The organism is Streptomyces sp. NPDC002476 (assembly GCF_042889785.1).
Lineage (GTDB): Bacteria > Actinomycetota > Actinomycetes > Streptomycetales > Streptomycetaceae > Streptomyces.
The window spans coordinates 19188-43434 of the sequence record NZ_JBIARH010000050.1; the positions used below are offsets into that span (position 1 = coordinate 19188).

A 24247-nucleotide genomic window follows, 5' to 3' on the forward strand; every position below is an offset into this window, starting at 1 on the left:
GTCGTTTCTGAATGCGGCGGAGGTTGTAGAAGCCGTCGAAAGCCGTCGACGTACTCGAAGAGCACGAGGTTCGCCTCGGCCCTGGTGACAGGGACGATGATCTCCACCGGTCAGGCCGCAGTGGCCGCACTCGCGTCCGGTGCCGCGTGCACCGTTCCCGCGTATCGCCGGGCGAAGCCCGTGTCGCCGTCAGCGGTGATGGTGATGTCGTACCGCCCGTCGTCCGTGGGCCATGTCACGGTGACCTGCTCGCGCGGGCCGACCAGCTGCGTGCGCGCCGTACCGCCGAAGTCGTTCGGGGCAAGTGTGAAGCACACGGCGGTCCCGCCGTCATTGCCCAGCCGCAACTCGAGCGACGCGTTGTCCGGATCGCTGTTCTCCGGGACCGCCGCCACCCGAGGGACGGCGATGTCGTCCTGGTCGGCTCCCGCCACTGTCCCCACGAAGCGGCAGACGAATCCGTCGGCGCCATGGACGGTGAAGTCGTAGCGTCCGCCGGTACGTATGGCGTCCCACACGTAGGCGGCGGTGCTGTGCTGTGCGACGGTGAACGGCGTTCCGGCGAACGGCCGGGCAATGTTCGGGAATACCGTGAAGTGGAAGGCCGTCGTTCCCTCGTTGGCGAGAGTGCAGGTGACCTTGCCGGTGGCGCGGTCCACGGCGACATCGGCCCAGGGGCGGTACGGCAGTGGCCGGTGCGGGCGTGTGCCACCCGGCTCCTGGGTGGGCATGACCTGCGCTCCCGGCGCCGGGAGCTCCACCGCCGGCAGCTCCATCGCCGCATCGGCGTGCTCCACCAGTTCGCGGGTGTCAGGCAGTACGGGGATCGAGAAGTCGGGCCGGGTGAAGTCGAAGCAGCTCGTGAGGTCACCGCAGACGGCCCTGCGCCACTGCGAGATGTTGGGCTCCCGCACGCCGGTGACAAGTTCCAGGAAGCGCAGCACGGAGGTGTGGTCGAAGACCTGGGAGTTGACCCAGCCGCCGCGCGACCACGGCGATATCACCCACAGCGGGACGCGGTTGCCCAGCCCGATCGGCTGCCCGTCCACGAACTCCTCAGGGGTCCCCGCGGGCGGGAGCGGCGGCACCACGTGGTCGAAGTAGCCGTCGTTCTCGTCGTACATCACGAGGAACACCGTGTGCCGCCACACCTCCGGGTTCGCGAACAGCGACTGAAGAGCGGTGTTCACCCAATGCGCGCCGTAGGCGGGGCTGGCGGTCGGATGCTCGCAGAACAGGTAGGGCGAGACCAGCCAGGACACCGTCGGCAAGGTGCCGTCCTTGCAGTGCGCGTCGAACGCCGACAGGTCCCACTTCGTCATCGCGTTGATGTAACGCGGATCGTCCTCGTCGAAGGTGTGGAACTGGCCGAAGTACTCCAGGGCGTTGTCCTCGTAGTTGCCGTAGCGCTCGTCCGGACCAGGCGTGTGGTAGACGCGCCAGGTGACATCGGCGGCCGACAGGCGCTCTGCGTAGGTGGTCCAGTCGCAGACCGGGCTTTCGGGCAGCGGAGTGTTGTCGATCCACGGGCCCGTCGTGCCGTCGCAGCCCGGGCCGACCGTGCCGGTCCACAAGTAGAGGCGGTTGGGGCTGGTGGGCCCGGCCAGTGAGCAGAAGTACGCGTCGCACAGCGTGAAGGCGTCAGCCAGCGCGTACTGGTAGGGGATGTCGTCACGGGTGAGGTAGCCCATGCTCTGCTCGCCCTTGGCGGATGTCCAGCGGTTCATCGCGCCGTTGTTGACAGCCTCATGACCGCTCTCCCAGTCGTGCGGCAGGCCGTCGGCGTTTTGCGCGTTGAACTTCGTGGAGTCCATACGGTAAGGCAGCAGATAGCCGCCGTCGGGCCGGGCCGGGGCGGGCTGGCGAAAGACGCTGTCGCCGTTCGGGAACGTCAGGGCCTGGCGGTCGTCGAAGCCGCGCACGCCGTTCAGTGTGCCGAAGTAGTGATCGAAGCTGCGGTTCTCCTGCATCAGGATCACTACGTGCTGGATGTCGTCCATGGCGTTAGTTCCTTTTCGCTGACGTGACGAGGGAGACGAGCAGGGCCAGGTCGGCACGCTCCAGGGAGTCGAGGACGGTTCTGTCGGCCGCGGGCTGGATCGGTACGGTGGAGGGCACGGCCAGCACCGTGCACCCGGCGGCCTCGGCCGCGGCGACCCCCGTGGGTGTGTCCTCGACGACCACGCACGCGTGTGGTTCGACGCCCAGGGCGGCGGCCGCGGCGAGGTAGGGGTCGGGCGCGGGCTTCGTGCGGGCGGTGTCCTCGACTGCGAAGGTCAGAGCGAACCGGTCCTCACCCAGCGCCTTGCGCACCAGGTCGACGACTTGGCGCGGCGAAGCGGAGACGATCGCCGCGGGCACGTCTGCCGCGGCCAGTTCGTTCAGCAGGCGCAGTACGCCCGGGCGCGGGACGATCTCGCGAGCGACACGGGCGGCGAAGACAGCATCCAGTTCGGTGGCGAGGGTGGCGAGGTCGGGGGCCGCCGGGCCGCCGGTGCGGTGCAGGTGGGCGGCGGTGTGCGCGGCCGGGCGGCCCAGCACATGAGGCATGTCCGCGTCGGTCAGTGGCCGCCCGATCCTGTCGGCGACCTGTTCCGCTGTGGCCCACCACAGCTGTTCGGTGTCGACGAGCGTGCCGTCCATGTCGAACAGGACGGCAGCGGGAAGGCCGGGCGCTGCGATGCGATGGTTCAAGGTGAGTTTCTCCGGTGTGTGGCGAATGGGCAGAGGCGCGGGCTCTGCGTGACGGCTGCCGGGCGTCAGGTGGGTTGGTCCGAATCCCCGGCACCGCCGAGGTCGTCGGCGGGAACCTTCAGGTCCCGTCGCGGCCACTGGTTCCTCGGCGGTGGCGATCCACGAGCACGGGGCGGTCCGGCAGTGTCAGCGTCACCGCCGCACCGACCGGGAGCGTGGTCATGGCGTGGGTCGGCACATCGGCCATCACCTGGCCGCCGTCGGTCAGCCGCACGGTCAGCCGCGTCGTCGCACCCAGGAACGTCGCCCCCACGATGCGGGACGTGCCCTTTCCAGCCGCCGTGACCTCAATGGCCTCCGGCCGTACCAGGATGTCCACTTCACCAGTTCCTCCGGCGACCTCGGCGGCGCCGGGGAGCCTGCCGTGGACGGGCAGCGTGCGGCCGAGCGCGTCCACGGTCCCCTCGTGCGCCCCGGCCCGGGCCGGGATCCGGCTCATCACGCCCACGAACTCGGCGACGAAGGCGGTCGCAGGGCGTTCGTACAGTTCCGCCGGAGGTGCGCACTGCTCCAGTCTTCCGGCACGCATCACCGCGACCCGGTCGGCCATGGACAGGGCCTCCTCCTGATCGTGTGTCACGAACAGGGTGGTGATGCCCAGTTTCTGCTGGAGGCGGCGAATCTCCTCACGGAGCGTCAGGCGTACCTGTGCGTCGAGCGCCGACAGCGGCTCGTCGAGCAGCAGCACGCGTGGCCGCAGTGCCAGAGCCCGTGCCAGGGCGATCCGCTGCTGCTGGCCTCCGGACAGTTGATGCGGGAAGCGGTCGGCGTGCTGCGGCAAGCCAACCAGCTCCAGGAGTTCGGCTGAGCGAGCCCGCCGCGCGGCTTTGCCGACACCGCTCATCCGCAGCCCGAAGGCGACGTTGTCGATGGCGGTCAGGTGCGGAAAGAGGCTGTAGGACTGGAACACCATGCCCACGTCGCGGCGGTGAGCGGGGACGCCCGTGATGTCCTCGCCGTCCACGAGCAACGTGCCCGAGTCGGGCCGGTCGAATCCGGCGAGGGTCCGCAGTGCGGTGGTCTTGCCGCAACCGGACGGGCCGAGCAGTGCCACAAGTTCGCCCGGCTCGATCGTCAGGTCCAGACCGTCCAGTGCCGTCGTGGCGCCGAATGAGCGTTGCAGCTTGCGGAACTCGACGGTGGCACCGGTCCGCGTCCGGCTGATGGTTTCGAGATCGCTTGTCAGGTCGGTCATGAGGTCTCCTTGGGGCGGCGAGCACGTCCGGCTGTGGCGACGACCAGCAGCAGCATCCAGGTGACGAGCAGGCCCATCACCGACACGGCCACCGACATCTGGGCCTGCGAGCCGCTGATGGCGAGGATCCACACGGCGAAGGGCTGGTAGCCGAGGATCGCGGCGACGGTGTACTCGCCGAGCACCAGCGCCAGGGTCAGGAACGCCGTGTTGAGCAGCGCCCCGCGCAGGTTGGGCAGTACCACATGCAGGAGGGTGCGGGACCATGGCGCCCGGCAGGCCCGGGCGGCCTCGACGAGCATGCGCAGGTCAATGGCTGCGAGCCCGGTGTCGAGCGTGCGGTACGCCAGCGGCAGCGCCATCAGCGTGTACGCGAGCACCAGGACGAAGGGGAAGTGCGGATTCTGGAGCGCGGCCAGGGCTTGGAAGAGCGGCGTACCAGCGACATGGTCCGATCCCCAGCGCAGCACCGCGCTGAATCCGGCGACCAGGGCGACAGCGGGTACGACCAGCGGCAGCAGGCACACGATCTCGACGAGTGTGCGCAGGCGTGGCGCGGCCAGCCGTACCGTGACCAGAGCGGGCACGAGCAGCCCCAGAACGAGCACGATGGTGGCGGTGGCCAGCTTCAGAGTCAGAGCGAGACTGTCGGTGAAGCCGTCGGCGGTGAGGATGCCGGTGTAGGCCTCGAAGCCGATGTGCTGGCTTGGGACGCCGACACCGGTGCTGAAGGCGACGGCGCATGCGAGCGGGACGAGGAAGTACGCGCCGGTGAGCAACAACACGGCGGCGCGCCCATATCGGAGCGAGGTCAGGCGAGCCATCGTGCGCTCCTGCGTTGCAGCGGCAGCTGAATGGCCACGATGAGCCCCGCGACCAGCACCATGTCGACACCGAGCGCGAGTGCGACGTTGCCCTGGCCGACCAGGACGTTCCCGGACAGCGCGTCCGCGATCTGCATGGTGACCAGCGGTACCGAGCTGCCGACCATCGCTGCGGCGGTCGCGTAGGCGCTGAACGCGGTGCCGAACAGGAGCACATAGCCGCCGAGCAGCGATGGCATGAGGATCGGCAGCGCGACGTGCGTCCAGTACCGGAAGGTGTTCGCGCCGTTGTTGCGGGCGGCTTCCCGCCACTGCCGCCGCAACCCCTCCAGAGCCGGGGTGAGCGTGAGCACCATGAGCGGGATCAGGAAGTAGAGGTAGACCAAGGTCAGGCCCCAGAAGCTGTACAGGTTCCAGCCGTGGCTGAGCAAATGGAATCGGCTCGTCAGGACACCGGCGTTGCCGAGCGTGGCCACGAATGCGAATGCGAGCGGCACGCCGCCGAAGTTCGCCAGTACGCCCGATGCGGCCAGGACCGCCTCGCGCAGGGCTCGGAAGCGCGAGGTCACGACCGCGTGGGCGATCGGCAGGCCGACCACGGTGGCGATCAACGCGGAGACGGCGGAGAGCTTGACGCTGCCGATCAACGCGGTCAGGTGGGGGCCGTGCAGCGAGGCGCTCATGTTCGCGCCGGTGAGGCGGGCTCCGCCCGACGCGGACTCCGGCGTCGTGAGGGCTCCGAGCACCATCGTCCCGAGAACCATGCCGAACGCCACGGCGGCGAAGACGAGCAGCGGCGCGGCACCGAGCCAACCCACCACTCGCGGGACGCGCCGCCGGGGCGGCCCGAGGCCGGCCTTGCTGCCGTAGGAGCAGGTCCGGCTGTTGCCCCCGGCCGTCTGGATGGCGCTCATCCGGCCACTGCCTGGGCCCAGCCCTGGACGACGGCCTGCTTGGCCTTGCTGATCTGGTCCTCGGCCGGAAAGGCGATCGTGCCATTGCCGGGTGTCTGCGGGAGTTTGGCGGCGAGGGCCGCGTCGAGAGTCCCGGACTGCTGCATCGCCGGCATCAGCACCGGGTGGGCATGGCCCTTGAGCCACAGGTTCTGGCCTTCGGGGCTGTACAGGAACTCCTGCCACAGGCGCGCCGCGGCCGGGTGCGGTGCCCACTTCACGATCGCCTGCGAGTAGTACTCGGCGTACGTGCCGTCGGACGGGACGCTGACCTTCCAGTCGACGCCCTTGGCGCGAAGATCGTCCGCGTACCCGGTGTTGAGGTAGTCCCAGGTGATGCTGATCGGCGTCTCGCCCTTCTGAATGGTGGCAGGGGTCGACTCGACAGGGTTGAAGTTGCCGGCCTTCTTCAGGTCTGCGAAGAATTCCAGGCCGGGCTTGATGTCGTCGAAGGAACCCTTGCGGGCGAGGGCCGAGGCGTACACGGCGCCGAAGGCCGAGCTGGACTTCGTGGGGTTGCCGGTCAGCGCGACCTGCCCCTTGTACTGCGGATCCAGCAGGTCGGCGAAGGTCTTGGGACACTTCTTGACGCGGTTCGCGTCACAGCCGATCGAGACGTAGCCGCCGAAGTCGTTGTACCAGCGGGCCTGGGCGTCCTTCTGCGTCTTCGGGATCTGGTCGAAGGCGCTGACCCGGTACGGCGCCAGCACGTTCTGCTCGGCCGCGCTGACGGCGAAGGCGCTGCCCACGTCGATGACGTCCGGGGACCGGTCCTGGCCCTTGCGGGAGGTGGCCGCGGTGATCTCGTCCTGGCTGGAGGCGTCGGGGTTCTCGACCTCGACCTTGATCCCGTACTTCTTCTCGAAGGTGTCGATGATCTCGCCGTAGTTCGCCCAGTCACGGGGAAGGGCGATGGCGTTCAACCTGCCCTCCTTCTTCGCGGCGGCGACGAGGGCGTCCATGCCGCCGAAGTCCTTTGCCGAGGTGGCGGTCGCGGCCTTGCTGCCGCTGCCGTTTGCTTCATTTGCACTGGTCAGGCCGCATGCACTGAGTCCGAGCGCAGCCATGGCGAGGGAGCAGGCAAGGCCCGCCGAGCGGGCGCGGTGCAGTCTCACAGGGGTCTCCCGAAAGGGCGAAAGTTGGCTGTACAACTTGACCCATTACCTCGGGGGGCCGTGTCGGGAAGGTGAACTCCGGGGAACGGGCCGAGGAGCCTGTGAGGAAGACATTCACAGCCCGCGCAGCGAGAGCGTCTGGCCGGCGAGCCGGGCTCGGTGAGCGGATAGGGTCACGTCAGAGCGCCGCTGGGCGGCTGAGAAAAGGAGAACGACATGGCGGTCGCGGGGGGCGACACCACCGGAGCCCGGTACCGACGGTTGGCGGCCGACTTGCGTGAGGCCATAGCCGCCGGCTCTTTCGGGTCGGACGGCCGGCTGCCGAGCGAGGAACAGCTCGCCCAGCAGTACGGCGTGTCACGCGGCACCGTCCGTCAGGCGCTGGCGGTCCTGCGCGCCAACGGCCTGGTCACGTCCAGACGGGGCACGCGGCGCGTCGTGCTCGGCACCGCACGCACCCAGAGCTTCTTCGAACTGCTGAGCTTCACCCGCTGGGCACGCGCGCTCGGAGAAGAGCCGGGCGGCCGCACGATCGACATCGAAAGCTGCCCGGCCAACCCGTCGGAGTGCGAGCAACTCGGCCTCGGGCCTGGGGCGCAGATCTACCGGGTGCTACGCCTACGGACGCTGTCGCGTGTCCCGATCATGATCGAGCGGACCCTCTACCCCGAACACATCGGTGCCATGATCGCCCGCCTTGAGCACGATGCGATGTCGCACACCGAGTCGCTGACGGAGGAGGGAGTGGTGTTCGCGGACACGGAACACACCATTGACCTCGTCCACGCCGAGGCCGACGATGCGCGCCTGCTCGGCTGCGCTCCGGACGCGCCACTGATGCGAGAGCGGCGGCGGGCCACCGACCAGGCGGGCAGACCGTTGTTGTGGTCGGACGACCGTTTTGTTCCAGGAACGATTGCCTTCACGGTGCACAATTCAGTGGCGACGACGGCTCTGCTGCGCCGGCGCGGCTGACCGATCGCCCCAGAGACGGCGCGTCGGCCCTGACCGAACGAGCCGGTCGTCATTGCCGTAGCCTGCCGCGCGATGGCAGTCGGCCCACGTGCGGTGCCGCCGACCGGAGAACCGGGTTCAGCTGAGTTCGGGTGCTCCTGGCCGAGGGGCCACCACGGGCGCGCGGCCGCTTACCGAGAACCCGGAGGACTGATGGACCACGACAACACGGCACTCACCACACACCAAGTGCCTGAGATGCCCCAGCTTCGGCTCGACGTGCGGGCGCTGGAACACAATGTGCGCCTCATGGCGGACTGGTGCCGTGAGCAGGGCGTGGAATTGTGTCCGCACATCAAGACCACGATGACACGCCCCATCGTCGAGCGGCAGATGGCCGCCGGGGCATGGGGTGTGACGGTCGCCACGGTGAGACAGTGCGGCATAGCACTGGGCTGGGGGGTGCGGCGCATCGTCATCGCCAACCAAGTGATCCACCGCCCCGACCTCGCCCTCCTGAGGCGATGGCTCGACGAAACACCTGATCTTGAGCTCTACTGCTTCGCGGACTCGAAGACAGGCGTGGGCCTGGCACGGGCGGCCATGGAGGGGGCACGCAATCCCCTGCGCATCCTCATGGACATCGGTGTGCACGGCGGACGAACCGGCGTGCGGGAGTCCGCTGCGGCGCATGGTCTGGCCACGGCATGCCAGGCATCGCCAGGACTTCTCCTGGCCGGGGTCGCGGGTTACGAGGGCATCCGGCCGAATCGCCGGGACGCGGCCACGATCGCGGACGTCGACGCACACTGCCAGAAGGCAGTCTCACTCTTCCGCAGCCTGACACCGCTGTTCCAAACAGCGCGGCCCGTCTTCAGCATGGGTGGCTCCGCCTTCCCCGACCGGGTCGTCCGCGCCTTTTCACAACTCGCCCAGTCACCTGATTGGCCGCCGGTGGTGCCCGTCCTGCGATCGGGCTGCTACGTCACACACGACCACGGCACGTATGCCGCAGTCTCGCCACTGCCGGGACTGCGGCCAGCACTGACCGTTCGGGCGGTCGTACTCTCCGAACCGGAGCCAGGACAGGTCGTCGTCGGCGCCGGAAAACGAGAACTGCCCTACGACGCCGGACTGCCGATCCTCATCAGCTCCCGCGACGCACACGGTGCGCCGCAGCCGGCAGCAGGCGCCACCGCAACCCATATCTACGACCACCACCTGGTCCTCACGGATGCCCACGGCCTGAACGTGGGTGATGAGGTCGACCTCGGAATCTCACACCCGTGCTCCGCCTTCGACCGGTGGTCCGACATCACCGTGATCGACGACGAAGGCCGCATCCAAGACGTGTGGCGCCCCCGATTCCGCTGACGCCCCTGCTGGCCCCGCCCTCGCTGCCAGTGGCGACAGTCCGGCTGTCAGGGGTAAACGGCCCCGGCTCCTGCTCACCCACCCCGAAAGCCTGCGCACCAAGGAGACCGGTCTTCTGGCTGTTCTCACCGCCGCCTGCCCCGAAATGACCGAACTCGCCGCAGGGGTAAAGGAGTTCGCCGAACTGTCGACGCCGAGGTCACCCAGGAGTACCTCCGGACCCTGCCGGCCTCCCGGCCGGTCCACGTCCGGGGCGCGGGGCACGCCATCACGCATTCGCAGCCGCGCCTGTACACCGCGCTCCTGCTGGACAAGCCCCTCCCCGCCCCAGAAGCGCCCGGACCAGGAGTCCCCCGGGGCCGGACACGCATCGCTCGGCGGTCCGTCGTCCCGGCCGTGGCCGGACCAGGTCTTCTCCCGGGAGGCTGTGGACGGGTGTTACGGGTCTCGGCTGAGGGACACGCTCGACTGTCCGGACGGCTTGTCATCGCGATCCTGCCCGTCCGTCCCTCTCCGGAAATTCACGCGCCTGCCTCGGACCGGCTGTCGTCCAGGAGATGGCCGCGGTCGGTGTGGTGCTCGGGCCTGGGGCGATTGTGGCAGACGGGTGCGGGCGCGGAGCCGGGGACGGCCCCTGGCCCTCCCCGGCTCCGCGCCCGCGTTCCTCCGGGTCAGCCCTTCGGTTTTGTGAGGTAGACGTCGATGACCCGCATCGCCTCCTCCGTCTCGCCTCTGCGGTACAGCCAGTGGCCCACGATGTCCATCGTGAACAGGCTCGCCCTCGGGAAGGAGCGTGCCATGCGGCGCGCGCCGGGCAGAGGGGTCGCCAGATCATGGGTCGCGTTGACCACGAGGACGGGCGGGAGGGGGCCCTCCGCCCGGGTGGGGCGGGGCTTGGGCAGCATGGTCCAGCCCTGGCAGCCGAGAATGGTGTCCAGCGCCTGGGAGCTGTAACGGACGTGCGGGGCGGCCTTGGCAGTCCGCTTGAGGATGGCCCGGTACTCGGCGTAGTCGCGGATCCGGAAGTCGTAGTCGCGGCACAGCACGAGCCGCGAGGCCATGTCGGTGACGTTGGGGATCCACTGGACCTCGCCCTTGCCGGTGTACAGGGCGGCCAGTTGCTTCACCGTCTGCTCCCGGCCCCCCTTGCCGACGGCGAAGGTCAGGAAGTCGGCAAGCCTGTCGGCGTCGACCTTGGTGCGTGTCGGTCCGTTCGGGCTCGGCTCGCGGAGCGTGCCCGCGTCGGCGCGGGCGAACAGCTCATCGGTGACGGCGATCAGGTCCTTGCCGTTGAGTGCGCAGGACGTGTCCTTCTCGCACCAGGCCGCGAGCCTTTTCAGGGTGTTGTCGACGGTGACGCTGGCTTCGGTGAGGTAGCGCTCGGCGTCCGGCCGGTCCGGGTCCATCGCGCTGTCGAGGGCCAGCGCGCGGAGCCTGCCGGGGAACAGGCGCGCGTAACGCTCGCCGAGGGAGGTGCCGTAGGAGTGGCCGATGAAACTGATCCGGCTTTCGCCGAGGGCGGCGCGGATCGCGTCCGTGTCGCGGGCCACGCTCTCCGTGTCCATGTGGGCGGCAAGCGGCCCCGTCCGCTTCAGGCAGCTGTCCGCCAGCCGGCCGTTCAGGGTGCGCAGCTGCCCGAACTCGGCCGCGTCGCGGGGGCGGGCCGGGATCGATTCGTTGATCGTCTCGTCGCAGACGGCAATCCTGCTGCGGCCGATGCCGCGCGGGTCGAAACCGATCATGTCGAAGCGCCGGAGCATGTCCGAGGAGTAGCCGGTGACGGGGTCGTCCGCGTACAGCGCCTCATCGGCCCCTGGCGTCCCGGGGCCGCCCGGGTTCGACACCAGGACGCCGATCCGCCGCGCGGAGTCGGTGGCCCGGTAGCGGGCGACGAAGATACCGGTCTTCGGGCCCTCCGGCTTCGACCAGTCCAGCGGCACCTTAACCGTCGCGCACTGCGCCCTCGGGCCGGGGTCGGGGTAGGGCGGCTCGGCCGCGGGACAGGCGCCCCAACTGAGCGGCGGGACAGAGGTGGTGACGCCGGACGGCTCCTGGGCGACCGCCGTGCCGGGGACCATCGGAGCGGTGGCGGCGAAGGATAAGGCGGACAGGGCGAGGCAGGAAACCCGGGCGGCGACCTCCGCCTTGTCCTCGGTGGCCCCGGAGACCACGAGCGGAACCCCGTGGCGCAGCGCAATGTGCACGCCACCGTGTCCGCCGTTGGTGATCATCAGCACGACGCCGGGCATCAGTGCGTCGTACGGCAGGAACGCGGCCGCTCTCACGTTGTCGGGCAGCGCGGTCGCCCATGTCTGTGTTCCGCGGCCTCCGCCGGCGACGACGACGGTCACGTCCTCGTCCGCCAGCGCCGCCACAGCCGGATTGATCAGCTCGTCGAAGTCGGCGTTGGCCGCTGTGCCCCGGGTGACCAGGACGATCGGGAGATCGTGATCGAGCTCGCTCCACCGGTCGGGCAACGGATGGTCTCCGGCGGAGCTCCGGCCCAGCGGCCCGATGAAGTGCACCGGTGCGGTCGCACCGGGGCGCGGGTACTCGAACCCCGGGACGGTCAGCTGCACCAGGTCGTCCGCCAGCGCGGGCCAGTCGAGGAACAGGCCCGGCAGCGGGCGACCGGTCCCTCGGCACAGGCCCGACAGGTCCCGCTGCTGCGCCGGGAAGACCATCTGCCGCACCAGCGCGGTCAGCGCCCGGTTCCGCACTCGGCCCCGCGCTCCGCCCATGGGCGGCAGGCCGAGTCCGAAGGGGGCGACGTCGGGGCCCGTCAGCGGCAGCGGGACGATGCCCGCCAGCATCAGCCGCGGGCGCCGGTCGCGGGGCAGCAGGGCCAGCGGGGCGGCGCCGAGGAACAGCGGTTCGGCCAGCACGACGTCGATGCCGTGGGCGTCGATCAGCGCGGTGACGGTCTCGTACTGCGGCTCGGCCGCACGGAAGAACATGTGGTCCAGGTCGAAGCGCATCGCGGCGAGGCCGCGTTTCACGGCCCTCTCCGGATGGGAGTCGGCCCAGGTGTCGTCGAAGTCCACCGCTTCCGGCAAGGGCGCGAAGTCGGCTCCGGTGGCCCGGACCCGTTCGGCGAAGCGGCGGCCCGTCACCATCACCACGCGGTGGCCGGCCGCGACCAGACCACCAGCGACTGCGAGCAACGGAGTGACGTGGCCTTCGGGCAGACCTTCGCCGGATCCGAGGGCTCGGCGGCGCTGCTGGAGCGCGAGCAGTTCATGGCCATCGAGCATCTGGAGGGCGAGGCGTACCTCACCGCCGGCATCGAACTCATCGCCGCGACGAACGCCCGCTCGGCCGGCCTCTGGCGTGCCTTCGCCAGCGCCGCGGACACGGAGGCCGACGTCCGGGCCACACTTGATCAACTGCTCGACCACCGCCGCGCCGACATCCGGGAAGCCGTCGGCCGGTTGCGACGCCGTGGCCTCGTGAACGTGTCCGCGGACGAGGAGACCGCCGCTGTCCTGTCCTTCGTCCTCTCCCCGGAAGGGTACGAACAACTCGTCCTCGAATCCGAATTGACTGAGCGTCAGTACCGCGGCCACCTGGCCCGACTCGTCGCGACGGTACTGCACCCCGGCCCCTGAGCCGTCCCCAGCGGGAGCACGGCGTGGTTGCGCTCCCGTGGGCGTGGCGTGAGGATGAACAGCCGGTCCACGGACACGTCTTCGGGACGTCCGCGATGTAGGGGGATCATGGTGCGGCGCACTGAGGCGGCCAGACGGTTGGGCGGTTTCGTCCGCGAACACCGCACGGACGGCGGCAGGCGGCTGCGGCAGGCGGGCATCCTGCTGGGCGTCGGCGCCGTCGGGTTGGCCTTCGGGGTGCCCGTCGCAGTCGCTTCGATCGGCACCACCGACGGCGCGCCCCAGCTGGCGGGGCTGTTGCTCGGATTCGGGCTGGTAGGGGCGGGGCTGGGGATCTGGCGGATGGTGCAGGCGTTTCGTACCCGGGAGCAGTGCTTCGACATCCATGAACGCGGGTTGACCCATCGGGTGGCGGGCACCGCCCGTGTGATTCCCTGGGAGGCCGTCGCGCAGGTGGGTGCTCACGGCGACGACAGCCGGCCTCTGGCCGAAGCCCGCGGAATGGGCTTCACCTGTGACATCACGCTTCACAGTGGCCGCAGGATCCGTGTCGACACGTTCACCGAGGACGCCCGCGAGCTGGCGCTGGTGGTCCACCGAGCGGTACACCTGGGGCAATTCCCTCAAGGCCGGGGGTGGCGGTAGACCGAACAGCTCAGCGGCCGACCGCCCGGGCCCGGTCCGCTCGACGTGCACGGCGTCGCGTTCTCCCCGTCGCCGCTCACCGCCCGGATCGTCTCCGGTGTCGGCTTCACCGGCCGGCCGGCTCTTCGTCGCCGCGCTCCGTGCGCGGGCCGTTCGAGAAGTTCGGCCGAATTGCGCCCTACCGGACCTGACGGCCCTTCCGGACCCTGAACCGTATGGGGGACACCGATTCCTTCCCGACAGGCCCGGACCGCCCCGACGACGACCGCCAAGCTCTTCGTGAAGGCGCCACCGCCCCGCCGCCTCCAAAACCGCCCGACTGCCCGGACTGTGGCCTTCGACAAGACCGGTACCCCACCCTCCACGAAGGGCACTGGGTGCTCCTCGAACCCGGCATCGCCGTGCCCTCTCATCACCTCCCGCCCCGCCGGCGATGGGTGATCGGCGTGGACGGCACCGCGATCAACACCTGGGACGCCGAACCCACTCCTGGCGCCCTCTGCCATGTCGCACACCACCTCGTCTGCCCCTGTCCCACCGTCGGCGCTGTATGGCCCTGGCCCTGGGGTGCCACGATGCGAGCGGAGAACGACCGCCGCTCGCAACGGCTGTTCGAGCTTCCGGCCCCGAGGGTCCGCCCCATACGGGACGAGACGTGAGCGGGCCCCGGATCCCCACAGGTCCGAGTCCCGTCGACGATGCACCCCGGCGGCGCGAAGAACCGCCGGATCGGGGTTCTGGACAGGCGGGCTCCGGTGTGCGGGCCGATCTGACCTCCTTGCTCGCGCGCGGTCTCGTGTCACGCGTGCGAGCAGCAGAGCATGAGGGCGCTTGTCGAGTCGTGATCAATTCATGGGTTCGGCATCCGTGGGCACCACGGACCGTCACCGTTTCGTCACGTCAGCCGTGCTCCGGGAAAGCGGGAAGGCGGAGAGTATCCCGCCGACGCCCGCGCGACGACGAGGCTCCCGCATGCCCGTACGCTGCACGTGCCCCCGCCCATCCCGCGATCAGGAACGCCCCGGAGCGGACGGGCGGTGCCGATCCTCGGGGCGGTCCGGGAGCTTGCAGCCTCGTAGTCGTGGCCCCGTGTTCCGACGACGCCGCCAGGCCAGAGCCGGGGGCTCCTCCCCCGCAGCCGCCTCCGGCCCTCGTGCCATGCATGGCCGCATCATTTTGCATGCAGCGCAAAATTGCATAGCATGCACGTTCATGAGTACTGCCGACCAACCCCTCGGGCTGCGCGAACGCAAGAAGCGTGCGACACGTGACGCCCTGGCGGGTGCGGCGCTGCGCATGGCCGCGGACCGCGGAATCGAGAACCTGACCGTGGAAGCGGTCACCGAAGCGGTCGGCGTCTCCGTCCGCACCTTCTTCAACTACTTCCCGTGTCTGGAAGACGCCATCACACGGCCCGGCCAGGACAACGCCGAGCGGATTCGCCGGGCCGTCCTCGATGCGCCCGAAGAACTCTCGGCACTCGACGCCCTGCGTGAAGCCATCGCGCAGGAGCTGGCCCATATCGAGGAGGACCACGAGCGCTGGGAGCTCCAGACGGCCGTACTCAAGAGGAATCCGTCACTACTGCCCGGCTTTCTGGCCGCCCAGGGCGCGGACGAACGCGCGCTGGTCGCGGTAGTGGCGGAGCGTCTCGGCCGGGATCCCGACTCCGACCTCCACCCCAGGCTTCTCGCGCACGTGACGATCGCCGCCGTACGCGCCGCCGTCGAGCTCTGGGTGGCCTCCGGGCGCACCCACACGTTCGAGAGCATCTACCGCGAGGCATTCGCTTCGCTGGCCGCCGGTCTGAGCGACTGAAGCACATCCGGGTCCCCCGCCGGGGCCCTTTCATCAGAAAATGAGGAATGTCAGCCGATGACCGCTGCTGTCACACCCGATGCCGGGGCCGCCGATGCGCCCGTTGAGGCCGCGCAGGCCATGACACGCCGTCACATACTCCAGGCCATGTCGGGCCTGATGGCCGGCATGTTCGTGGCCATCCTGGCCTCCACGGTGGTCTCCAACGCCCTTCCCAGGATCATCGCCGATCTGAACGGCAGCCAGTCCTCGTACACCTGGGTGGTCACCGCCGAGCTCCTGGCGATGACAGCGACCGTCCCGATCTGGGGCAAGCTGTCCGACCTCTACGACAAGAAGCTGCTCATCCAGCTCTCCCTGTCGATGTTCGTCGTCGGCTCGCTCGTCGCCGGGTTCTCGCAGAGTGTCGGCCTGCTCATCGTGAGCCGCGTGGTGCAGGGCATCGGAGCGGGCGGTCTCACCGCGCTCGCCCAGGTCGTGATGGCAGCGATCATTCCGCCGCGTGAACTCGGCCGCTACTCCGGGGTGTTCGGCGCCGTCTTCGCCGTCGGCACGGTCGCGGGACCGTTGATCGGCGGTGTGCTCGTGGACACGTCGTGGCTGGGGTGGCGCTGGTGCTTCTTCATCGGTGTGCCGTTCGCGTTGCTGGCGATCGTGCTTCTCCAGCTGACCCTGAAGCTGCCGACGGCCCGCCGGGATGTGAAGATCGACTATGTCGGCGCCGTCCTCATCATGAGCGGAGTCAGCGCCCTGCTGCTGTGGGTGACCCTCGCCGGCAACCGGTTCGACTGGCTGTCCTGGCAGACCGCCGTCCTGGTCATCACCGGTGTGGTCCTGCTGGTCGCCGCGGTCGTGGTCGAGTCCAGGGTCCCGGAGCCGATCATCCCGCTGGACATCTTCCGCAATCGCACGGTGACGCTGGCGACGGTGGCGAGCCTGCTGGTCGGCGTGGCCATGTTCGGCGGCACGGTGTTCCTCTCCCAGTACTTCCAGATCTCGCTCGGCAAGACGCCGACCGTGGCGGGGCTGATGAGCCTGCCGATGATCCTCGGTCTGATGATCTCCACGACCGTCGCCGGGCAGATCATCTCCGCCCGGGGCAAGTGGAAGGGCTTCCTGATCGCGGGCGGCATCATCATGACCGCGGGCATGGGTCTGCTGGCCACGATCGGTGCGGATTCCTCGTTCGGGCTGCTCAGTGTCTACATGGTGGTGCTCGGCGTCGGCGTCGGCATGCTGATGCAGAACCTGGTGCTGGCGGCACAGAACGACGTACCCGCGTCGGAGCTCGGCTCGGCGACCTCGGTTCTGTCGTTCTTCCGCAGCCTCGGTGGGGCGATCGGCACGAGCGCGCTGGGCGCCGTGCTCGGCCACCGGGTGACGAGCGAGCTGGAGAAGAGCTTCGGCGGGGCGGCCGGCGGGGGCGCGACGCACGGCATCCCCGACCTCAGCACCCTGCCCGCACCGGCCCGGCAGGTGGTGGAGCACGCGTACGGAGTCGCGACCGCCGAGGTGTTCCTGGTCGGAGCCCCCTTCGCGTTCCTCGCCCTGATCGCCGTGCTGTTCATCAAGGAGAAGCCGCTCAAGACGACGAGCGGTATGGAACGGCTCGCGGAGGAGAACGCCGCCGCGACGAAGGCATCGGCCACGGCGACGCACTGAACGGATCGCATCGCACCGGGTTCCGCGGGAGGCGCCGTCGGGCCCGGACTCCATCCGCGGACGCGCATTCCCGCGGCCTGCGCGTGCGAGTGCGACGCGCACGGCGGCGGAGGGCGGCACGCCGGTCCGGGCCGGTTTCGAGCACCGGCCCGCGACGGCGTGCCGCCCGCTGCTTCTTGGGCGGTGATCCGGAGAGGGAAGGCGCGACCGCATTTTCCCATTCACCGGAATTCCGTCGTTTGCCGACGGGCGTCCGGTGCGGCTTCAGCGTCCGCGCACCGTCCAGCCCGCGTTCCCCTGCCGGTCAAAGGCTGTTGATCTGGCGATCGTACGTTTCCGGCCATGTCTCGTCGATCAATTCGCGTTGCCTCCGCGCTGCTGACCACAGCCGTACTCGTCCCCTTGTTCGCGGCCCAGCCCGCCGGTGCCGGAACCAAGTTGTCCGGCTCCGCTCCGGCCGATGACCGGGTCGTTGTCTCCGAAGACTTCTCCGGCAACTCCCTGCCCGCGGGATTCCGGCCCGCCGGGGGCACCTGGGAGGTCAAGAACGGCCGGTTGTACGGCACGTCGGCCGACAGCAGCCAGCAGAGCCGGATCACCTTCGGCGAACACCTCAACGACTTCCGCATCGAGGTGACCGCCCGGTTCGAGTCGGTGAAGGACTCCGCCCGCTGGACGGCGATGGGGCTGGACGTCCCCGCCAACGGCTCCGTCCCGTGGTCGATCGCCACCATGCGCAGCGGCACCACCGCCTCCAACGGCCTGGAGTTCGCCCAGCGCACCCCGACCGGTACGTGGAACGTCACCGACACCGCCGCCGCGGCCTCGGCAGCCGGAACCGGCCGCGACGTGCGCATCGCCGTGGAGGTCCACGGCACCAAGGCCCGCTGGTTCTTCGACGGCCGCGAGGCCATGCGCACCACCCGTGTCGCCCGCTCCGCCGAGGGCGTCGAGGCTCTCGTCGTCAACGGTTCCACGGTCTCGTTCGACGACCTGAAGGTCACCGAGCTCCCCTCCGGGAGCTGGATCCGACCCGACGGCTCGCCGATGACCGTGATCGCGCACCGCGGCGCCTCCTCGGCCGCCCCGGAGAACACTCTGGTGTCCGACGAGGTCGCCCGGCGCGGCGGAGCCGAGTACATCGAGAACGATGTGCAGCCGAGCAAGGACGGTGTCCCGTACGTCCTGCACGACAGCACCGTCGACCGCACCACCGACGGCAAGGGTGCCGTCCGCAATCTGGCCTCGTCCCAGCTGGACGCGCTGGATGCCGGTTCCTGGTTCGGCCCCTCCTACACGGGCACCCGTATCCCCACCCTGGCCGCGCAGCTCGACGACCTGCGGAGCCGTGGCGGCAACCTGCTGCTGGAGATCAAGGGAGCCCACACCCGCGACGAGGTCGCCACGATCGTCAAGACCATCCGGGACCACGGCATGACCGACCGGGTGTTCGTGCAGAGCTTCGAGGTGGACGCGCTGAAGTACACCCGCGAGCTGGCGCCCGAGCTGCCGCTCGGCCTGCTGCGCGGTTCTCTGGACGCCGACCCGGTGGCCCTCTCCAAGGAGCTCGGCCTCGCCGCCTACAACCCGTCGGACAACGCGCTGTCCAAGCGGCCCGGCGTCGTGGCCGACCTGCACCGTGCGGGCGTCGCGGTGATGGTCTGGACGGTGGACAGCCCGGCCCGCTGGCAGGCTCTGGAGGCCGGTGGGGTGGACGGCATCATCACCAACCGCCCGGCCGAGCTGGCTGGTTGGAACGCGGCCCAGCAGCAGGAACGTCCCACGCCGCCGGCCGCGCCGACCGTGACCATCGCCTCCCCGGTCGCCTCGGCGTCGTTGGACCGCTCGCAGACCCCGGTCGCCGCGGTCCAGGCCACCGGCGCCGACAAGGTCTCCCTCACCCTGGACGGTGACGCCGTCACGCCCGGCAAGCCGCTCGACCTCACCGCGCTGGCCGCCGGAAAGCACACCCTGCGTGCCGAGGCCACCGGCCCCGGCGGCACCGCGCACGCGACTTCGGCCTTCACCGTCCGTGCCACCCCGACCGGTCTGGCACACCTGATCCTGACCTCGGGCGCCGATGCCAACCGGGTCGCCACGATGACCACCATGCTGGGGCACGGCCACTACTCCCAGCTCGCCAACTGGGCCGCTCACCAGTCCGGGAACGGCCTGAACGCCGCTCGCGCCGCGCTGATCGTCGCCGAGGCCCGAGCCCTGGCCGCCGGATAGCACGTACACCGGCGTCCGGCGTCCGGCCTCCTTCGGCATCGCGGGCGGGGCCTCCTTGCCGGGCGGAGAGCCGTCCACTAGGTTCGACGGCTGCCGGACAGCTGTCCGGTCGAATGCACCATGCCGTCGGATCCGTCCGGTGCGGCAGAGCGGTCGATCCCGGCCACCGGTTCTCCCGTACCCGTGTCGCCCCACTCCCCCGGACGAGTCCCGCCTCGGGTCCGCTCCTCCGCGGGCGCGCCCGGCGGGACCGTCTCGATCCGGCACGCGTCCGCAATGCGAAAGAAGGCTGAGCATGGCCCCATCGACATCCAGCGTCATCACCCTGAGCGTCAACGGCGAGCAGCACACATTACCCGTCGACCATCGCACCACACTGCTCGACGCCCTGCGTGAGCGCCTCGACCTGACCGGCACGAAGAAGGGGTGCGACCAGGGCCAGTGCGGCGCCTGTACGGTGCTGCTCGACGGACGCCGCGTCGTTTCCTGCCTCCAGTTGGCGGTCGCCGCCGAGGGGGCCGCGGTCACCACCATCGAAGGCGTCGCCGACGGTGACCGGTTGCATCCGGTGCAGCAGGCGTTCATCGACCTGGACGGCTATCAGTGCGGCTACTGCACGCCCGGGCAGATCTGTTCGGCTCTCGCGGTGCTCGAGGAGCACGCGGCGGGCTGGCCGAGCTCCGTGACCGCCGATGTCCGGCCCGAAGCGGGGGTGCCCGCGCTCACCGCCGAGGAGATCCGTGAGCGGATGAGCGGCAATCTGTGCCGGTGCGGCGCGTACGTGTCGATCGTGGCCGCCGTGGCGCGGGCCGCGGAAGCCGTCGCCGGAGCCGGGGCGGAGGCCGGGGACACGGGCGCGGTCGGGGCGGAGGCCGGGGTCGAGGGGGCCGTGGCGTGAGGGAGTTCGGTTACGAGCGTGCGCTCGACGTCCCGAGTGCGGTCGCCCTTCGCGGCACCGGTCCCGAAGCCCGGTTCCTCGGCGGCGGTACCAATCTCGTCGACCTGATGAAGGCCGGTGTGGAGCGGCCCGCACTGCTCGTCGACGTACGTCGGCTGCCCCTCGACCGGGTCGAGCCGACGGCCGACGGCGGGCTGCGCATCGGGGCGACGGTCACCAACAGTGATCTGGCGGCCCATCCGGACGTGCGGCGCCGCTACCCCTCGCTCGCGCAGGCGGTCCTGGCCGGCGCCTCGGGCCAGTTGCGCAACATGGCCACGGTGGGCGGGAATCTGCTCCAGCGGACCCGTTGCGGCTACTTCACCGACGTCAGCGGTCCCTGCAACAAGCGCTCACCTGGCAGTGGTTGCCCGGCGATCGCGGGCGAGCACCGCAATTCCGCGATCCTCGGCGCGTCCGAACACTGCGTCGCCGTCCATCCCTCGGACATGGCGGTCGCGCTGTCCGCCCTCGACGCCGTCGTCGTGTACGAAACGGCTGACGGGCCGGGCGAGTTGCCGATCACCGGGCTGTATCCGCCGGTGGGCGACGCCCCGCACATCGAGACCGCCCTGCCACCCGGCGCGCTGGTCACCGGCGTCACGCTGCCGCCGCTTCCTTCCGCGGCCGGCTCGCGGTACCGGAAGGTGCGCGAGCGCGCCTCGTACGCGTTCGCGATCGGCTCCGTCGCCGCCGCGCTCGATGTCCGGGAGGGTGTCGTACGCGATGTGCGTCTCGCGTTCGGGGCGGTCGCGTCCCGGCCGTGGCGGGCCCGGGTGGCCGAGCGGGCACTGGTCGGTGGACCGGCCGGGGCGGAGGCGTTCGGCGCCGCGGCGGACGCCGAGCTGACGGCGGCCGGGCCGCTGCCGGGGAGCACGTACAAGGTGGCGCTGGTGCGTGACCTGGCCGTCACCGTTCTGACCGAACTCGCCGAGGAGGCCGCCCGATGACCACGACGACCGAGGCCGCCGCGCCGACGGGAGCCGTCGGCTCCGGGCACGCCCGTGTGGAGGGCCGGGCCAAGGTCACCGGGGCGGCCCGCTATGCCGGGGAGATCTCTTTCGCCGATCTGGCGCACGGCCGGCTGGTGCTGTCGTCCGTGGCCCGCGGCCGTGTCCGGCGGGTCGAGGACGCCCCCGTCCTGGAGATGCCGGGCGTGCTCGCCGTGCTGCACCACGGGAACGCGCCGCGCGTCGACACCGACTACGTGGGCATGCTGGGGCGGCCGAACCCGGTCCTCGGACTCTTCCAGCACGACCGCGTGCCCTTCGCGGGCTGGCCGGTGGCGCTGGTCGTGGCGGAGACGTCCGAGCAGGCTCGGGAGGCCGCCCAGGCCCTGCTGGTCCGGTACGACGAGGAACCGCACGACGTGGCGTTCGACGCCGGGCGCACCGACGCCTACACGCCGCGGAACAACCCGATGGTGCCGGCCGAGGCCGAGAAGGGGGACGTGGAGGCCCTGCTGGGCGATTCCGCCGTCGTCGTGGACGAGGAGTACACCACGCCGGAGGAGCATCACCATCCGATGGAGCCGCATGCGGCGACCGCCCGCTGGGACGGCGGGCGGCTCGAGGTCGTCGACTCCAACCAGGGCAGCGCGTGGGTGGCGGGCGAACTCGCCAAGCTCTTCTCGCTCGACCCGGCTCGCGTGCGCGTACGGTCCGAGCACGTCGGCGGTGCCTTCGGCTCGAAGGGTGTCGGCCCGCACCAGGTGGCCGCCGTCATGGCCACGACCATGCTGAACCGCCCGGTCCGTGTCGTACTGACCCGGCGCCAGATGTTCTCCCTCGTCGGCTACCGCAGCCCCACGGCGCAGCGCGTCAGGCTCGGTGCCGACGCGGACGGGCGGCTGCGCGCGTTCGATCACCAGGCATTGAATCTGTCCTCGACGGTGCACGAGTTCATCGAGTCGAGCGCCGTGCTGGGACGCGTGATGTACGACGCCGACGCGCATCACACGCTTCACCGGCTCGTACGGCTCGACGTGCCCACCCCGTCCTGGATGCGCGCGCCCGGCGAGGCACCGGGGTCCTTCGCCCTCGAATCCGCCCTCGACGAACTGGCGGAGAAGTGCGGCATCGACCCGATCGCGCTCCGTGTGCGCAACGAACCCGTGACGGGGCCGGTGTCGGGGCTGCCGTTCAGCAGCCGCAACCTGCTCGCCTGCTTCGAGGAGGGGGCCCGAAGGTTCGGCTGGGCGGACCGCGACCCGCGTCCGGGCGTGCGCCACGAGGGGCGCTGGCGCCTCGGGACCGGAACGGCGGCCGCCACCTATCCGTCCGGAGTCGGCCCGTCCACTGCTGCCGTGACCGCGGAGACGGACGGGACGTTCACCGTGCGGGTCAACGCGGCGGACATCGGTACCGGGGCGCGGACCGCGATGGTCCTCGTGGCCGCCGAGGTGCTGAAGGCGGCTCCGGACCGTGTCCGTGTGCGCATCGGGGACAGCGACCTCGGCCCGGCGATGATCGCCGGTGGTTCGATGGGGACGCGCTCCTGGGCCTGGGCGGTGACGCTCGCGGCGGAGGAACTGGTCGAGCGGCTGGCTCTCGGCGGCGGGATCCCGCCCGAGGGAATCACCACCCGGTCGGACACCGCCGAGGTCGTCGGCTCACTGGCGAAGAAGGAACGGCACTCCTTCGGGGCGCAGTTCGCCGAGGTCGCCGTGGACGTCAGCACGGGTGAGGTGCGGGTGCGGCGGCTGCTCGGCATCTTCGCGGCGGGCACCATCGTCAATCCGCTCACCGCCCGCAGCCAGTTCATCGGTGGGATGACCTGGGGCCTGTCCATGGCTCTCCACGAGGAGGCGGTCAGGGACCGGGCGTCCGGGGCCCATGTCGGCGCCGACCTCGCCGGCTACCACTTCGCCACGCACGCGGATGTGCCGCTCATCGAGGCGGACTGGGTCGACGATCCCGTACCGGACGATCCGGTCGGCATGAAGGGCATCGGCGAGATCGGTGTCGTGGGCGTCGCGGCCGCGATCGCCAACGCGGTGTGGCACGCGACCGGGGTACGCCACCGGCACCTGCCGATCCGCCCGGACCGGATCCTCACCACGTCCTGAGGACGGCCTGGGCGCGGGGGACGTGGTCGGGCACCGGGTGACCGGAGCCGGGCCGGCACGCCCGGCGTGGTCGGGGGCGGCGCGAGCCCTTCCCGGCTACGTCGGCCGATCCGCCGCACGAGGCACGGGACACGTGGCATGTGGATACGGCATGCGGCGGCGCACCGCGCCGTGCGCGGCTCGGCGCGACAGCGCCTACGGACTCGGCCGCACACGTGACAAGGTGCTCACCACGGTCGAACGCGTCACCGACGCGGCCGCCCGGCAGCCGCTGACGATCGGTACCGCCCCGAGGTGTTCCGACTCGACGACACACAGGTGCCCTTCGTGGTCTTCATCGGGATCGCCGACGACACCGATGAGGCGCGGGCCGTCCTCGGCGAGCAGGTGTCCGTCCTGGCCGAGGCCGCGAAGGGAAACCCGACCCGGCTCTCCCCCAGTTCGCGGCGATGCTCCGGTCGACGCTCGGCGGTGAGGCTTCGCGGACCGGCAGTGCGCAGTCCGCGATCCTCTGCGGGGACGTGGCCGCCCCGCACGACCCCGAGTCGTACTGGCGGGACATCGAGCGCAGCCGTGCCGCGCACCCGGTCATCGGCCCGATCACCAACAACATCGGGCCGTGTGCCTTCTGGGACCGGCCTCGCGAGGAGCCCACCCAGGTGCGTCACGACGCGTCGGCCCTGATCGCCGCCACCAACGACCCGCGCACTCCGTACACCGGCAGCGTCGCGCTGCGCGGCCTGCTGCCCAGCTCCAGGCTGGTCGCTCTCCAAGGCGCCAACCGGCACACGCTGTACGGCACGTACGGCAATGCCTGCGTGGACGACCAGGTCAACCGCTACCTGGCCACCTGCAGGCTGCCTGCGGGGGACCGGAGCTGCGTCAAGCAGGGCGGACAGTCGTCCTGCGGTTGGCTTCGTCGAGGGGGTGAGCCGGCATCACGCTGTCGGCGCGGTGTCGGGCGCCGATGTCTCCGCTGCTGCCGGTGCCGCGCCCCCGGCCCTCGTGGACGCCGTGAACACACGGAACCCCGGCCCGATTCCGGCGGGCCGGGGTTGTGTGTGGGGTCGAGCGGTCGGGTCAGTCGTCGCCGCCGCCGTAGCCGCCCT

General features: G+C 70.4%; 19 protein-coding genes. 12 read left to right on the forward strand and 7 right to left on the reverse strand.

What is annotated here, in order from left to right:
* Window positions 1-110: 110 nt before the first annotated feature.
* From ACFYXM_RS33095 to ACFYXM_RS33120, 6 genes are all read right to left on the reverse strand, one after another.
* Entirely contained in the window at window positions 111-2000 is a 1890-nt protein-coding gene (locus tag ACFYXM_RS33095) for a phosphocholine-specific phospholipase C (protein ID WP_389295027.1), read from the reverse strand.
* A 4-nt stretch (window positions 2001-2004) separates the two neighbouring features.
* Window positions 2005-2694: an HAD family hydrolase gene (locus tag ACFYXM_RS33100; protein WP_389295029.1), complete on the reverse strand. Its 690-nt coding sequence runs from the start codon at window positions 2692-2694 to the stop codon at window positions 2005-2007.
* A 118-nt stretch (window positions 2695-2812) separates the two neighbouring features.
* A complete protein-coding gene (locus tag ACFYXM_RS33105) occupies window positions 2813-3949 on the reverse strand; it encodes an ABC transporter ATP-binding protein (RefSeq protein WP_389295031.1) in 1137 nt (378 codons plus the stop codon).
* The gene (locus ACFYXM_RS33110) at window positions 3946-4773 is read right to left on the reverse strand and encodes an ABC transporter permease (RefSeq protein ID WP_389295033.1); all 828 of its coding nucleotides are present in this window, start codon (window positions 4771-4773) and stop codon (window positions 3946-3948) included. Before ACFYXM_RS33110 ends, ACFYXM_RS33105 begins: the two co-directional genes overlap by 4 nt.
* Window positions 4761-5687 carry an ABC transporter permease gene (locus ACFYXM_RS33115; RefSeq protein WP_389295035.1) on the reverse strand — a complete coding sequence of 309 codons (927 nt, stop codon included), beginning with the start codon at window positions 5685-5687 and terminating at the stop codon, window positions 4761-4763. Before ACFYXM_RS33115 ends, ACFYXM_RS33110 begins: the two co-directional genes overlap by 13 nt.
* Complete coding sequence (locus ACFYXM_RS33120) at window positions 5684-6793, reverse strand: ABC transporter substrate-binding protein (RefSeq protein ID WP_389295063.1); 1110 nt, start codon at window positions 6791-6793, stop codon at window positions 5684-5686. Before ACFYXM_RS33120 ends, ACFYXM_RS33115 begins: the two co-directional genes overlap by 4 nt.
* Before the next feature lie 264 nt (window positions 6794-7057).
* Here ACFYXM_RS33120 and ACFYXM_RS33125 point away from each other — a divergent pair, with 264 nt between their 5' ends.
* Window positions 7058-7816 (forward strand): GntR family transcriptional regulator, encoded by a 759-nt coding sequence (locus ACFYXM_RS33125; protein WP_389295037.1) that lies wholly within the window; start codon window positions 7058-7060, stop codon window positions 7814-7816.
* A gap of 192 nt (window positions 7817-8008) precedes the next feature.
* Window positions 8009-9169 (forward strand): alanine racemase, encoded by a 1161-nt coding sequence (locus tag ACFYXM_RS33130; protein ID WP_389295039.1) that lies wholly within the window; start codon window positions 8009-8011, stop codon window positions 9167-9169.
* A gap of 671 nt (window positions 9170-9840) precedes the next feature.
* Here the strand turns inward: ACFYXM_RS33130 and ACFYXM_RS33135 are convergent.
* Window positions 9841-12333, reverse strand: a complete 2493-nt coding sequence (locus ACFYXM_RS33135; RefSeq protein WP_389295041.1) for an alpha/beta fold hydrolase — start codon at window positions 12331-12333, stop codon at window positions 9841-9843.
* Window positions 12334-12342: 9 nt separating this feature from the next.
* On the opposite strand from ACFYXM_RS33135, the gene ACFYXM_RS33140 reads away from it, so the two are divergent.
* The 10 genes from ACFYXM_RS33140 to ACFYXM_RS33185 all read left to right on the forward strand — a co-directional run.
* On the forward strand, window positions 12343-12777 hold the full coding sequence (locus tag ACFYXM_RS33140) for a hypothetical protein (RefSeq protein ID WP_389295043.1): 435 nt from the start codon (window positions 12343-12345) through the stop codon (window positions 12775-12777).
* A gap of 108 nt (window positions 12778-12885) precedes the next feature.
* Window positions 12886-13422: a hypothetical protein gene (locus ACFYXM_RS33145; RefSeq protein WP_389295045.1), complete on the forward strand. Its 537-nt coding sequence runs from the start codon at window positions 12886-12888 to the stop codon at window positions 13420-13422.
* Between the two features lie 215 nt (window positions 13423-13637).
* Window positions 13638-14081 (forward strand): DUF6083 domain-containing protein, encoded by a 444-nt coding sequence (locus ACFYXM_RS33150; protein WP_389295047.1) that lies wholly within the window; start codon window positions 13638-13640, stop codon window positions 14079-14081.
* A gap of 553 nt (window positions 14082-14634) precedes the next feature.
* Window positions 14635-15240 carry a TetR family transcriptional regulator gene (locus ACFYXM_RS33155; protein ID WP_389295049.1) on the forward strand — a complete coding sequence of 202 codons (606 nt, stop codon included), beginning with the start codon at window positions 14635-14637 and terminating at the stop codon, window positions 15238-15240.
* Between the two features lie 57 nt (window positions 15241-15297).
* Window positions 15298-16902 (forward strand): MDR family MFS transporter, encoded by a 1605-nt coding sequence (locus ACFYXM_RS33160; RefSeq protein WP_389295051.1) that lies wholly within the window; start codon window positions 15298-15300, stop codon window positions 16900-16902.
* 342 nt (window positions 16903-17244) lie between these two features.
* Window positions 17245-19134 (forward strand): glycerophosphodiester phosphodiesterase, encoded by a 1890-nt coding sequence (locus ACFYXM_RS33165; RefSeq protein WP_389295053.1) that lies wholly within the window; start codon window positions 17245-17247, stop codon window positions 19132-19134.
* 295 nt (window positions 19135-19429) lie between these two features.
* Window positions 19430-20032 carry a 2Fe-2S iron-sulfur cluster-binding protein gene (locus tag ACFYXM_RS33170; RefSeq protein ID WP_389295055.1) on the forward strand — a complete coding sequence of 201 codons (603 nt, stop codon included), beginning with the start codon at window positions 19430-19432 and terminating at the stop codon, window positions 20030-20032.
* Window positions 20029-21021 carry an FAD binding domain-containing protein gene (locus tag ACFYXM_RS33175; RefSeq protein ID WP_389295057.1) on the forward strand — a complete coding sequence of 331 codons (993 nt, stop codon included), beginning with the start codon at window positions 20029-20031 and terminating at the stop codon, window positions 21019-21021. The genes ACFYXM_RS33170 and ACFYXM_RS33175 overlap by 4 nt, the downstream gene beginning before the upstream one ends.
* Window positions 21018-23138: a xanthine dehydrogenase family protein molybdopterin-binding subunit gene (locus tag ACFYXM_RS33180; protein ID WP_389295059.1), complete on the forward strand. Its 2121-nt coding sequence runs from the start codon at window positions 21018-21020 to the stop codon at window positions 23136-23138. Before ACFYXM_RS33175 ends, ACFYXM_RS33180 begins: the two co-directional genes overlap by 4 nt.
* A gap of 449 nt (window positions 23139-23587) precedes the next feature.
* Window positions 23588-24247: alpha/beta hydrolase (locus ACFYXM_RS33185; RefSeq protein ID WP_389295061.1), on the forward strand; the 660-nt coding region annotated here is incomplete at its 3' end.